This window comes from Flavobacterium procerum (assembly GCF_042431625.1).
Lineage (GTDB): Bacteria > Bacteroidota > Bacteroidia > Flavobacteriales > Flavobacteriaceae > Flavobacterium > Flavobacterium procerum.
The window spans coordinates 348,220-361,794 of record NZ_JBHLYW010000022.1; the positions used below are offsets into that span (position 1 = coordinate 348,220).

Annotated in this window: 7 protein-coding genes; all 7 read right to left on the reverse strand. The window is 33.1% G+C overall.

The window, feature by feature from the left end:
- Positions 1 to 41: 41 nt before the first annotated feature.
- From ACFFLS_RS21055 to ACFFLS_RS21085, 7 genes are read right to left on the reverse strand one after another with little or no spacing between them, the layout of a single operon-like run.
- A complete protein-coding gene (locus ACFFLS_RS21055; RefSeq protein ID WP_379687204.1) occupies positions 42 to 1,397 on the reverse strand; it encodes an ATP-binding protein in 1,356 nt (451 codons plus the stop codon).
- Positions 1,379 to 5,128 carry a contractile injection system tape measure protein gene (locus ACFFLS_RS21060; RefSeq protein WP_379687205.1) on the reverse strand — a complete coding sequence of 1,250 codons (3,750 nt, stop codon included), beginning with the start codon at positions 5,126 to 5,128 and terminating at the stop codon, positions 1,379 to 1,381. The genes ACFFLS_RS21055 and ACFFLS_RS21060 overlap by 19 nt, the downstream gene beginning before the upstream one ends.
- A gap of 14 nt (positions 5,129 to 5,142) precedes the next feature.
- Positions 5,143 to 8,181: a contractile injection system baseplate wedge protein gene (locus tag ACFFLS_RS21065; protein ID WP_379687206.1), complete on the reverse strand. Its 3,039-nt coding sequence runs from the start codon at positions 8,179 to 8,181 to the stop codon at positions 5,143 to 5,145.
- Positions 8,141 to 8,986, reverse strand: a complete 846-nt coding sequence (locus tag ACFFLS_RS21070; protein WP_379687208.1) for a contractile injection system tail -fiber like adhesin — start codon at positions 8,984 to 8,986, stop codon at positions 8,141 to 8,143. The genes ACFFLS_RS21065 and ACFFLS_RS21070 overlap by 41 nt, the downstream gene beginning before the upstream one ends.
- A 5-nt stretch (positions 8,987 to 8,991) precedes the next feature.
- Positions 8,992 to 12,846 (reverse strand): baseplate J/gp47 family protein, encoded by a 3,855-nt coding sequence (locus ACFFLS_RS21075; protein WP_379687210.1) that lies wholly within the window; start codon positions 12,844 to 12,846, stop codon positions 8,992 to 8,994.
- An 8-nt stretch (positions 12,847 to 12,854) separates the two neighbouring features.
- On the reverse strand, positions 12,855 to 13,262 hold the full coding sequence (locus ACFFLS_RS21080; protein WP_379687212.1) for a gp25 family contractile injection system sheath assembly initiator: 408 nt from the start codon (positions 13,260 to 13,262) through the stop codon (positions 12,855 to 12,857).
- 3 nt (positions 13,263 to 13,265) lie between these two features.
- Complete coding sequence (locus ACFFLS_RS21085) at positions 13,266 to 13,565, reverse strand: PAAR domain-containing contractile injection system baseplate protein (protein WP_068842361.1); 300 nt, start codon at positions 13,563 to 13,565, stop codon at positions 13,266 to 13,268.
- Positions 13,566 to 13,575 lie beyond the last annotated feature (10 nt).

A 13,575-nucleotide genomic window follows, 5' to 3' on the forward strand; every position in this document is an offset into this window, starting at 1 on the left:
TCAAGCTCATATTCTTTGATTTTAAATTTTAAAATTTATATTTAATGGACTATTTTTCCTTCTTTACCAAATTCTCTTCTAATACTGCTTATAATGTCTTTTTTCGTAACCTTGTTATCTCCTCGTTTTATTGCTATTAGCGATACATATCTTAGTACATTTATTATCGCTCCGCCTGCCAGTTCAAATTTTTGAGCAATTTCATCAAGATTAACATCGTTTTCCAGAATAATATTTTCGGCAAAAGCTTTTTCCCATAGTTTTTTTCGCTGTGGAGCACTTGGCATTGGAAAATGTATCATCGATTGAAAACGTCTGCTGAAAGCTTCGTCAAGATTGGCTTTAAGATTGGTTGCCAAAATAACAACTCCAGGAAAGTCTTCGATACGCTGCAATAAATACGATACTTCCTGATTAGCATATCTGTCGTTTGAACTGCTGGTTTGGGTTCTTTTGCCAAAGAGTGCATCGGCTTCATCAAAAAACAATATCCAGTTTTTATGTTCTGCCTGATCAAAAATATTAGAGAGATTTTTCTCGGTTTCACCAATAAATTTAGAGACAACCATTGACAAATCGATTCGATACACCTCTAATCCAGTTGATTTTCCTAACAATGAGGCTGTCATGGTTTTACCAGTTCCCGGCGGGCCGTAAAATAAAGTTCTATAACCTGGTTTAATCTTTTTATGCAAACCCCAATCGTTTAGTAATGTTTGCCCGTAGACTATCCAGTCTTTAATTTCCATTACTTCTGTCAGTGTGGTTTTTTCGATAACCAAGTCTTCCCAGATGACCTGAGTTGTAATGCGTTTAGCTGGAAAACCAGCATTAAAATCGGGTTTATGCGAAGTTCCTTTAGTAAAATAGCTTAGATACTCTGATGAGATTGTCAGTGCACCGCTTAAAAAAGGTTCGTTTGCAGGACTCGATTCAAGACTTAAAATATTGAACTTTTTAAATTTATGATCATCGGAGAATAACTCCGAAATTCTAAATCTTTTCTCAAGATTATTAGGAGCTAGTAAAAAAACTGCTGTTTCTCCTGTTGGCAAAAAACCGCCAAAATTTTGCCCTTTTAAGCCTCCGAATTCTGTAAAACCTTTATCGTAAGCTGCATTTTTTACCAGAAAAACATCCAGTAATTTAGGCTGTATTTGAACGGACAGCGCGAGTAACAAAATAACGCGTTCCGAAAAATTAATTTGATAATGTTTTAAAATTCCGGCGTATGGAGAATCATTATCGGATAAATCAGGAGGAAGTATTTCTGTAATACTTTCATAATTGCACTCCTCGTTCCAATACAATTTCATACTCACATTGATTATTTCTTCTAACCATTGCAATTCTGCCGTAAGCGTATCGGCGTTTTGTTTTAAGACATCTGACTCCATTCTACAAATATTGGTTCGGTCATCCACGAATTTTTAATAAAACTTAATCCCCAAGGAAGTGTTTGCAACAGCACATCATAAGCCTTGTTTTCTACAACTAAAGTCCATCCTTCGCTTGATAAACATAAAGATCCACTGCGTTGCAAAAAACTTTCCTGAAGTCCCTTAATTGAGGTGTTTTTTAATTTTTCCCACTGTTGTGTCACCACATAAAGCAGTTCATTGGCGGTATTGATTTCTATTTCAGTTAAGACAACTCCGGATGTTACAGCTTCCTGATAGTCTATACCGCATAAAATTTTATTAAGCAGTAAAGCATGTTCTGGGCTTTCCTGCTCATGGTTAACAATATATTGTAATAAGTGTGGCGCTCTAAATTTGGCCTCATCACTAACAAATTCACCATTTTTTACTAAGCCGGTACGATCAAACAAAGTACTCAAAAACGGATGTACTAAAACTAATCCGGCATTTTCGATATATATCTTCTCCCATTCTTTTAGCTTTATGGTTTCATCTTCATAAATTATTTCTGACTCCGTTTTCTTTTCTTCTATCGTAACATGCTCTTCTAAATCAAATTTCTTTAAAACCTCATCTTTAAGATTGTACAGGATTTCGTGTTTGTATTTATCCTGAGTAAGATAGATTTGCGTATCATTTTGCATTCTTGCTATCGTATTTTCTAATAAAATATTGTTAAGCTGTTTTATAGCATTTGAAACCTTTATAAGCTGCTGATAGAGATGTTTTATATCCCAGTTTTTTTTATAATTTAAGAATGCTAGAAATCTATAAAAAAACAGATTGGCATTTTCTGTATTTTTTTGTGATGCCCAATAAAAACTGAACTCTCTAAAATACAATAACATCTTTTCGCGTTCGAAAGAATCTTTAATGGCTAAATTCAGGATATAAATATGGCTGGTAATGAGATCATGTAAGGTGTTGTCTGCCAATGATTTTATCATCGTAGTAAATTCTGCTCCTTTGTAAAGAGTTGCATAATGCAAAGTCGTATTAGCTAACTGCAGTACTTGTTTATGTAATTGTTGCTGTGTAAGATCACTGCTTTGGTGTTTAATAAAATAGATTATTTCGTTTAGATTTACAAATGCCTGATCTTGTTTCCAGATTTGTTTTATATACACTAAAAAATCCTTCTCTTCATATTCACTAAGCAGATTTGCAATATTACGCCCTTGCTGATTGCTGTATTTTGAGAAATTAGTATGCAGCGTCATTTTGGCCACAGCCGATGTATTGTCTTGACGCATCAGGTTATGTAACAAATTCTGATCCTGTTCAAAAATTACAATAATTAATCTCTCTATGATTTTTGAAATAACCAATTGATTATCAATATTTATATCATCGGGTAATTTGTTGTGAAGCAGATAATATTTTACAATATCATACGCCTTATCTATCAGCGTAGTCAATGACATTTTTAGCATATCGTTTGATTTCGTCAATAGCTTAAATTCATGATAAGAGAATTGGTCGTTTCTCTCTAAATCGCTGGTTGTAAACAATGTATTTCTATCTAGAAACAAAGCTGATTTATAAATATCTAAAAGTCTGTTTTTCTGATTAGTACTATCTCTTATATAACTTTTTAGATGAGGTAATTTGTTTTCTTTAAATTGTATTGCAAAGAATTTTTCTAATTTATCTTCTGAGGTTCCTGTTTCGTTTTTTAGGTAGTTTATTAAAATTGCATAAAAAAGTCGGGTATCGAACGAATTAAATTGTAATTGATGATAGGCTTCCAATATTGACTTTAGTAAAAAACTACGAAAACGATTTGTCGAAATACCCATTTCCGCCATTGTCTCTAATTGCTGGAACTCGTTCCATATTTTTAAGACATTTTCGTTTTGGGGAAGTATAGTCAAAAGTTGTAATACCGATTTTGAAATGCTGTTAAGTATTTCCTGTTTTTTAAAACCCATCTGAACGGCTTGCTTGATAACCAGCAAAGCAACTGTTGGTTCTGCATTTACCAGTTCCTGAAATAATGCAGCTATGGTGGTTGTTTTTTGTTCTTTTGCCCACCACGGTATAGTACCTTGTGTAAACCAAAACAGAAATAGATCTTGTAATAAAATGTTATCAGCGTATGCAATGTCTATTTTTTCTTTTCTTCTTTTTTTTGTGCCTTCTTTATTCTCTAATTGCTCCAATATATTTGTTTCTACAGCTAGTTTGTTTGTTGTGCTGTTTCGTATTTCTCCCAGAATTTCGGTAAAAATAAAGAACAGCGAAGACTGATCTTTTACAATTGCCTGAGCTTCTGCCATACCTTGAACCATTAGTAGCAATAACGTCTTGTACTCGATATTATAATGTTGTGCCAGCTTTTTGATATTATTTTCTACAAACATTTTAGCGCTAAACAAACTGCCATGTGAAGTAAAGAGAAAAGAAAAAATAAATTTCAGGATTGCTTTTTTTAATTCTCTTTCATTGGTTTTAATAACATTTTTTCTGTTCTGGATTTTTACAGTGTTTTGATAATAATTTATGATAAAATCAGAATTTACGGGTTCCATAATGCGAATTATGGTCAACAAAGCGGCTTCTGGTGCCACTAGCATTAAACGCTCTGTAAATTGTGTTATGTTTTGCTGTTTTCTAAATACATTGATGAACTCTTTCGGATGTTTTTTGATAATTGTATCTAATAACAAACTGATTTTTTCAGGGGGATAATAACCATATTCCACAGGCAATGAGCCAAAAAAGAAATAATAATGGAGTGCTTCGAAATGATTTTTGTTAACTGCTTTTTCTAAATGCACATCAAAATCTAAAGACTCATTTACAATTAAATCTGTTTTTGTTTCTTCTCTAAGTTCTTTTATAAATAGCGTAAAATTTTTATCTGATGGAATTAAATCAGGATTTGTCTCAATGGCATCTGCCAATAATTTTAAGATAGCCTCATACGATATATTAAAATGAGATGCCATTTGAGTCAGTGTTCTTTTTACAAAAAGCCTGCGTTCAAAATAAGTTCCCATATCTACTAACAGATAGGTCAGAATAAAATACCATAATGCTTGTCCAAATACTTTTTCCTGCGTTTTAACAATTTGTTTCTGTTTCTGTATTTTTAATACATTATCAAAGTATTGGCTGATAAAATTGGCTTGCGATGGTAGTATAAGGGTAATGATTTTTATAATTATTTCATCATTAAATTGATGCGAAAGTCGTTTTCTTACCTGCTGCTCTACTCCTGTTTTTAAAAGCAAATCTTTTAGCTGCTCAGGATTTTCGCTAAACAATCTTAAAAAAGTTTTATCGGGTTTTGTAAATATATCACCACTTGCCCACCATGGCAATGCCCCATTGCTCAAAAAAAAATGCAACAATTCAATACAGCTTAACATGAAATTTTGAGTGTTTTCTAGTTTTGCATCAGGATTATTTATGGTATGGAGTGTAGCATAATCAAATAAAGCTTTTTCTAATGCCTGCTCATAAAGATCCGCAAACTCATCATCGGTAAATGGGTATGTCAACGTACCTATTTGTAACTCCAACTGGTCTATCTTAATGAAATTATGAGCATTTACGGTGTTATCTAAAAGTGTATTGGTAATGTCTCCTAATTTAGTTTTAAAGAGTCTGCTGAATTGGGCAAACACATCTTGTGTGGCAGATCTATCATAAAATTCTACCTCAACAATTTGCTGTTGTATGATGTGTTTCTGAGCCTTCATTAAAATTTCATATTTTATTTTTGTTTTTTGATGTCTGTTTCCAGCAACCAATTCGTCAAAGCTTCACATGATTCTAATCTCGCGTTTGGATCTGAATTGGTTTTAATTGCTTCTAGCCATTCAAAATAAAGATTTTCAAACTTTTGCATCCTAGAAATGCCAAGCCATTTAAAGTTTAAGATTAAATATCCCGGTGCAATCGCTTTTATTAAATCTTCTGTAAACATTTTAAATTCCTTATCCTGAAAACGGGCGGGCCATGCTGGTAAAACAACTGTTGCCTTCAGGCTATAAAAGTTTTCATTGATGACTTTTCTTCCTGATAGCTTTGCATTAAGTTCAATACGAGGATATCTGAAGATTTTGTTTTCTTGCATTTTATTGATTTCGGCTATGACTTTTTTAAGATTTGGATTTAAATCTTGTTTCCTTTTACTGAATACGGATGTGTTTACAATACTGAAATGATTGTCGTCCATAAATTTGACTTTGAAATCAAAATCGTCACCAGCAGTTGTTCTTCCTAAATTCAATACTGCATTTTTCAGTTTTGTCAGACGTTTTTCCCTTTCTTCAAAACTCGTCCACTCGTCATTTTTAAAAAATACACTATCTGCACTTTCATAATAGCTAAAGCCAAAATTATGCTGATCCAACTTAGGCCGCATCAATAAATGCTCCACCAAATGAAAACCTTCTGATTCTACACTTAGTTTCTTCAGAGATTCTATTACTTCATTCAACGCGCTTATTGCTTTGCTTTTTATTTTATAGCTACCGATTACCTGCCATTTTTCTTCTGGGGTTATGGCGTCTTTTTGAGGTGGTTTGTATATAATAATATATTTACCGTCTTTCGGAATTATTTTATAATTTTCCCTCATGATTCCGAACTCTAATACCGAAATAGTCTGCGAACTGAATATATAGGATTGGTCTATGTTGTCTGCCTCTAAATTTTCAGCCAGTTCTATATTTTCTGCCGAATTGGTCACTACAGTAAGGTTCTCATCATTAAATTCGATAATGTCTATTTCTTGTTCCTCTTGAACCGTAGAAGTAGGCTTAACTGCTGTAATTGTGTACTTTTTTTCTGTATTATTAAAAGCATTTGTCAGCCTGCGACGCATAAGACTTTCTTTCTTCGATTTGAATTTTGTTACACTTGGATATTCAAGATGATTAACATTGAGATATAAGGATATCTTATATTCAAAACCCGACATTAAATTTATCTGAGAAGAATAATCGTAGCCTTTAATTTTGCCTTGGTCTATATGGAGCAAATGATTTAAAATATTTGCTTTCCATTGCAGCACAAATGTATCACGCTCTAAGCTACTTCCTCCAATGTAGCTATTAAAATACTGCAGTATAGGATATATGCTTAGTTTACGATTAAAGCGTCCTAGTAAATGATCTAATATTCTATTTTTTCTATCTGTATAGATTTCCGGCGTTTCTACAGCTTTTAGCAATGCTTTCATATAGCCATTATCTTCATCGCTTTGAAATTTTTCCCACTTCATTTCATCTACAAAAGAAGCACGATTATCTCCATTTTGATTGTATTCCTTTAGTATATCTCTAATATCAGGAACATTGTAAAGATCCTGTATATAATATGATTTTTGATTACTAGAGCTTAAATCGGTCGAATAGAGATTGCCTAAATTTGCTAGTTGTGCCGAATAATTTGCAAGTATTTGTTCAAAGAAAAGCAGATAAGCTTTGAGCTGTTTTGCTACTGCTTTTCGTTCTTTCGTTTCAGATTTAGATAATCCGTTTGGTCCTAACCCATAGATAGCAGGAAAGTAATTTTGTATAGAATAATACGTTCCTACATCTTTGTAAGTACCTGCTTTAATATTACGAGCCTGTTTTTTATTTGCGTACTCCTTTCGCACCTGAGTTTTTAGAGGCTCTCTATGCTCATACAATTCTAAAAAAAGCGCTTCATTGATCGGAATACGATAATCATCTGAGTACAATTTTACATTTTTCAAAAAAGTATCTTTCTCTAAATAGGCAAAGTGATCTTTCCTCAATTTAAACGGAAAACTATCCTTTTTTTCTACTTTACCTTTCTCAGCTACTTCTGTATCTACAACATCAAAATCGTCCGTATCCTCTATTGTCAAATTTTGAATATAACTCACACCATCTAATATCGTTATGGCATTGGTAACATCAATAGGATCTATTTCTGTTGCAATTGGTTTTAGTTCTTTTTCTAATAGTACTCCGTTCTCTAATAATGGACCGTTATAAATCTGTTCCGTAGTATAGCCCATGTCCAGCAATTCAGATTTAGAATAAAATCGGATTTTTGGATTCAATATAGATTCAATCTTATTGTAGATTCTAAGCAGTATTTCCTCCGGAACTGAGGTATATTTGATATTTATATTGGCATGAATTGTTATTTTTTGACATTTTAGGATAATAATATCTCCCATTATGTCTTCGCAGATATTACGTTTAGAAAGTGTTAGTTTTCTAATTTTTTCTTTAAACTCTTCTTCTGCTTCCTTATCTGTAACAAACTGATTGGTTATAGTCTCATTGGCTCTTACCACAATCCTATACAATCCTTTTATGTAATGATTACTGTGCACAGATAGAACTGGATTAAACATAATGTTGTTTATTTCCTTAACCTTGTCTAAAATAACTTTTCTAAAATCATTAACCGTTACAGGATTACAAGTCAGAATATGTTCTTTCTCAAAAAAGGCGTGCTGATTTCTGTTTATTAGCCCTCTTGTGTTGGTTAGAATGTCTTCGGTACTTAATGTTGTTTTATAATGCAAATCAGTTAGTGCAAAACATAATTGTTCTAGAAGGGTAATTCCCGGATCATGAATATTGTAGTCTGTCCATAGATGTCCTGTCAGTCTCTGAACTAAATCAATTGCCTGTTTTAAAATGACTTCAAAATCAGAAACAGCATCTATGTTTTTATTTATAAACCGAGGTTCAATCATATTATGAGATATTCTAGCGTCGTAATTAAGTTCTTCTGTTCTGGTCTTGCTTATCAACAAAACCATCTTGTTTCTTTGGATAATAACAATTTAGAGGTACAAAAAGTTCATCATCCCATAATTCGCATATCGTATAATAAATCATGGCACCTGAACCAAAATTGGAGTTAGAACGCATTTGTAATTTGTAATTATGTGTTGTGCCATGCCAGCGTAGATTCAGTTTATTCCAAATAGACCAGAATGATCCATAATACGCTCTGGTTTTTCTAATCTTAGACTGCGATTTTCCAAATGCGCTCAACGCTGTCGCATGCATAATAGAAAACTTTCCAGAATGTTTTATTCCTGCTCGGGCTACGATTTCAAAAGCCTGGCAATTATCTAATTCTGGGGTGATATCGTGCCATTCTCCATTAGCCGGAATTTCTTTTTTTGTATTGTAGGTTCCTGTTCTTCCTTTAGAGGCGGTGAAACCATTGACATCCAGTTTAAAGTTATTTTTGCTTTTATTTCCTATTCCTAAACTTCCGTCGTTATGAAAGTAAAATGTTTTATCCTCTTCTGTTGCTGTAGATTTTAAAGTATCTGAGCGGAATTTTAAACTTGGCTTGTCTAATAAATCTTTTTCTACAAAGAAAAAAGGCTCTAAACGATCAATGTTTTTGTAAAAAGTAATTAATCTGGACGATGTTCCTAAAGAGGTTATGCTGTACCCGTTTTCCTCATCTTTAGATATTCCGTCATCGTGCTGAATGATTACAGAATCGATTAGCGATTTAAAATGTGTTTCATTAGGAATTCTACCATTTTTAAAATATTCTATTAACTCAGCTCTTCCGTGTAGTTTTTTTATCTCGTTGTCTGCCATGCTATTTAAATGTTAGGATTAATTATAAAATTAAAAAGTTCATCATTGTCATCAAATTCAGAATTTGACGAATCTGTTTTTGGTATTCTTGTAACTTCTTCTTCTATTAAAAGTTCTTCGCCCACTATAAAATCTGCAATACCCAACTGCATAGCTGGTTTATGAACTGGTTTATCTAGCATTCTTAGCACATGATATTCGGAAGGTACAAATACTGAAGCTGGAGACGAGCATTCTATATATTGTATGTCATACGAGGCGCTATCAATCATTCTTGAAACCGAAACATCATCTGACGATTGCCTTTCTTTGTAAAAATGAATTAGCGAAAATCCGCTTACATACTCAATATAAGGACGTGTTTTGATAAACAGCAACAAATCTGATTTGTATATACGATTTCCTATTTTGAAATCATCATATTTATCATAAAGCCACGGTGCTATGTAATTATTGATATCCTTGGCTAGTCTACGTAGATAATTTCCCGAATCTTCTTTTGCCTTATCTACTAAAACAACTTCACAAATTACTTTTACTCTTTCATAAATAGGATTTCCAACTTCTATCGTTATAAAAGGAGAAATAAGTCTATCAAGGAATGCCTTTACGTCAAAAAGCGTTAGCAAACTCACTCTTGGAACATCTTTAAAAGGATGATTGTTTCTGGATTCTTTAGGAATTAATACTAAATGCAAATTGGTTCCATCTACAATTTCATAACCCTCTATTTCTGTATTAAAACTTTTTACCATCATTATTTCTGGAAAATTTTCTAATACAACTTGTTCAATATCTCTGTTTTGAACCGGCCGTTGTTTGTGTCTTAATCTTTCGCTTACCCTTGTGTAGAATTTATCGGTACTTTCAGGAGGTTCTCCGTTAATAGAACTAAACAACTGCCATAAAGCACTAACGCCTTTAATTGTTTTTTCGAATCCTTTAATGGAATATGGCGGAATAGAAACTCCTTTTTTAGTATAATTTTCGGGTAAATATTTTCTCGTTGCCACAACGCCATTACAAGCAATCCCTAATAAATTAGGTTTAGTTGCAACGCCATCATAAGTCGTGGCTTTAATCCAAAATAAATCTGGATTCATTATCGTATTTCCTGATGGAATACTGGATGGAGCAAAAATCCTAATAATGCCCGACCCCATAAAGTTATTGGTAGTATCAAAAATAATGTCTTTGCTTGAAAAGGGAATCCATGTATTGTTTTTAAGATAACTCCATATTAATTCTGTCTTTTCTAAGGTATAATGAAAACTGGAGTCCTCGAATCTAAACAGCAAATTAAGTTCTGATTTAGGCTCAACATTCTTTAAACCAATGCATAAATTATCGTAATCTAAAAATTCAGGCATAAACTTAGTCTGCTTTTTATACTTATTCGGGTAGATGTAATCATATCCAAACGGATAATCATGAATAAGCTGGATTTTACAGTTTTCACGATTTGCAGCTCCATCAAGAATTTCTGAGTACTCAAGCGAATAATCCATTGCTATCGATTTTATAATTGGGATAATCGGCTGGTTGGGCAAAGCTTGTTTTAGTGCTTTTTTTTTAGCCTGGCTCATAACGGCTTCAGGAAAAATTTTGGTAAAGACTTCTTGTCCAAATGTTTCTTGTGGAGAAGAAAGTTCTAACCTTAAAGTTCCATCTACGGCAAATGGGTTATTATTGTCTGAAGCCACCAACGACGGCTCATTAATAAAATCCAACTTGCTAAAATCTATTTTATCGATTACTGTAAAATCACTTAAAAAACCATTGCTATTAATGCTAAACAATTCTTTTTGTTGCTGGTTCTTAGTGTCTAAATATAAATTTTGCGTTTTTAATGCCTTAAGGCTAACACCGAAAGAATTATTTCTAAAAGGGTCCGGATATTCTTTATAATACGTTTCAAAACCTCCATATTCCTTAGGTAAGTTCAGCCAACTTATATTTATAGAGAAATCAGTTAAGTATCGATTAAAAACATTGGTGTTCTTGATATCGAGAAACGAACCCAATATAGGCTGTGGCCCAAAAATCTGAAAAGGACTTGTAGGACTCACCAGACCAATACTGTTTTGCAAGAGTAGCGAACGGAATCCTTTGGCCTCACTTTTAATTGTAATACGTTCTATTGATATGTCCTGCAAAAAACTATAGGCATAATGTTTGCTGAAATTATTTAGCCCAATGCGAACTATTGGAAATTTTGAATCAAATTTAAGATCATGAATTCCTTGGTTATAATTATCAATTGGTTCTTCAACAGCATTCAATCTCAAAATAATTTCAATCGCTTCTTCTCCATTAGGCGGTGAATTAAACTTTACAAAATACTTTTTTACCTTTTCCCAGCCTTTTGTCGAAGTATAGGTTATAACAAATGCGCTTGATAAAAGTTCATAAATAATCGTTTCTATAGTTTTTACACTTTTTTTAGCCTCATCAGTTTTATCACCATAATAATATTTGTTGTTATTAATGGTATCTCTGTATGAAGAAAAATAAGCCTGCACTTCTTCAAAACTTTTAGGCTCTAATTTAATTTTTATATTAATGGTTCTCTCTCCTTCTGGTAAATACAAAAGCGGCGATGCAATGAATATTCCTAAATCAGCATTCTCCATCGTTCGCATATTGCCCAACTTTCCCTGCTGATCTTCACCAAGACATGGCCACGAAATATAATTGTCTTTGTTTTTTTGATAGTCTGCTACAGAAAACACCTTTGGGGAAGCTTGATAAACCTGATTTTCAATTATATTGTCTATTTCAATATTCTTGGAAGCTACTTGTGCAAATTGACTAACAAAAATCGTTTTTGTTTCGACTATTTTAGCGGCAGATAAGGTGATTGGATTATTTAACTCGTAAATGATAGGCTGCTCTTCATTTGGAATCTCGGCTATTAATAATTCTGAAGGCATAATTTCTAGTCGCTTTACTCCTATTTCTGGTTCAATAATTATGTCAACTTGGTCCCGATGGCCATTTTTAGACTTTAATTCCAATACATCTTTATAATAATATTCAAGATGCCTGCGGTTAAAATCATTAATTTTTAATTGTGCCGACTTATACAAATCCAAAAAGCTTATTAATAAAGCAATCTGCGGTAAAAATTGAGCTTCTGCTATGCTATTTCTTGAAATATATGATCTTGATGCCCTTACTAAAATATTAAATTTAGCTATAACAGACTCAAACAAGGTATTTAAAAAACGAATTGATCCCGTTATTTTTTCCTTATTAGAGCTTTCTAAAAGGATCTCTAAACTAACATCTTCTTTTTTTTTATGCCCAGATAATTTTGGAGATGGATCAGGATTTTTGAAGCTGATAAATACTAAAGAAGCCTCTTCACAATAATTTTTTAACTTGACTGATTCTTCATTTATAGGTTGAATGTTCATCAATACTTCTCCTATGTCATTAGGCATAGGCAAAGAATTTAATAAATGTTGCAGCTTTGATAATTGGGCAATTACATCAAATAAAAAATCGATTAACTCAGTCAATCTGTTTAATCGCTCAGAAAGCAAGTTACTGTGACTATCATATTCAATATTTTTTTTTATGGTATTGAACTGACTACTGATATCTACAACATTTATTCTGCTAACAAGCAATACAGCGAGATAAGGATCATTATATAGAAAATCTTCCCAGGTTCCGTCTATTCCGTTTGTTTGTGCATTATAATAATTAAACTGAGGCGCAATTTTATGAATATAACTGATCATTTCCGGAATGTCCCTTGAATCAATTTTAAAATAATCCGGCATCAAAGTATCAAGCATGCGTTGCGCCTGGCTGATCCCTTGATTTGATGTCATGAATATCTCGCTACTCATATTCTTTATTATAAATTAGTTCCCTCAAGAAGATAAAAGGGAAATACAATATTGTGCCTTGTGTTTGTTATAATTATTTTATAATTGACTTCTATATGCAATACCCCATCCAACTCATTACGAGTTACTACTTTGGCATCAATAAAATCTACTCGGGCTTCAAAATTTAAAATGGCCTTACTAATGGTATTATTTAAACCCGTAACAAAGGAGGTGTCTTGTCGCTCAAACATAAATTTTCTAAGGTTGCAGCCATATTCAGGTCTCATTAATCTTTCGCCTGGATCTGTACTCAATAAGATGTGAAGACTTTCTGCAATATCAGTTTCATCTGAAACCAATATTACATTTTTAGTTTCTTTGCTAAACGAAGGAGGAAATTTCCATCCTGTTCCTAAAAATGATTTTAGTTCCATTGTTTATCCTCCTATCAAAACCGTTGGTAAACCTAGTACAATTGAACCTCCATGTGCTGTTGTATCGCCCATTCTGGCAGCAGGCATACCGCAAATAAGCACTGTTGACGAACCTTTTACAATACTATCCGGAGGTCCTACACAAACAAGCATATCACCTACCCTTGCAGCAGGCAGAGAACCTATTAAAACTGTCGGGGCACCAGCTACAATTGGGCCACCTACATGTGGTATTGGCGGTAATCCTGGCGTTACCATTGGACAAGTGTGCATATCTGTTATTCGTGCGGCTGGGGCTCCCATATATTTATAT

What these genes read in the sequence shown, in the direction of transcription:
- ACFFLS_RS21055 (WP_379687204.1), bottom strand. Translation starts at nt 1,397, where the DNA reads ATGGAGTCAGATGTCTTAAAACAAAACGCCGATACGCTTACGGCAGAA.
- ACFFLS_RS21070 (WP_379687208.1), bottom strand. Translation starts at nt 8,986, where the DNA reads ATGGCAGACAACGAGATAAAAAAACTACACGGAAGAGCTGAGTTAATA.
- ACFFLS_RS21080 (WP_379687212.1), bottom strand. Translation starts at nt 13,262, where the DNA reads ATGGAACTAAAATCATTTTTAGGAACAGGATGGAAATTTCCTCCTTCG.
- ACFFLS_RS21085 (WP_068842361.1), bottom strand. Translation starts at nt 13,565, where the DNA reads ATGGGAGCCCCAGCCGCACGAATAACAGATATGCACACTTGTCCAATG.
- ACFFLS_RS21060 (WP_379687205.1), bottom strand. Translation starts at nt 5,128, where the DNA reads ATGAAGGCTCAGAAACACATCATACAACAGCAAATTGTTGAGGTAGAA.
- ACFFLS_RS21065 (WP_379687206.1), bottom strand. Translation starts at nt 8,181, where the DNA reads ATGGTTTTGTTGATAAGCAAGACCAGAACAGAAGAACTTAATTACGAC.
- ACFFLS_RS21075 (WP_379687210.1), bottom strand. Translation starts at nt 12,846, where the DNA reads ATGAGTAGCGAGATATTCATGACATCAAATCAAGGGATCAGCCAGGCG.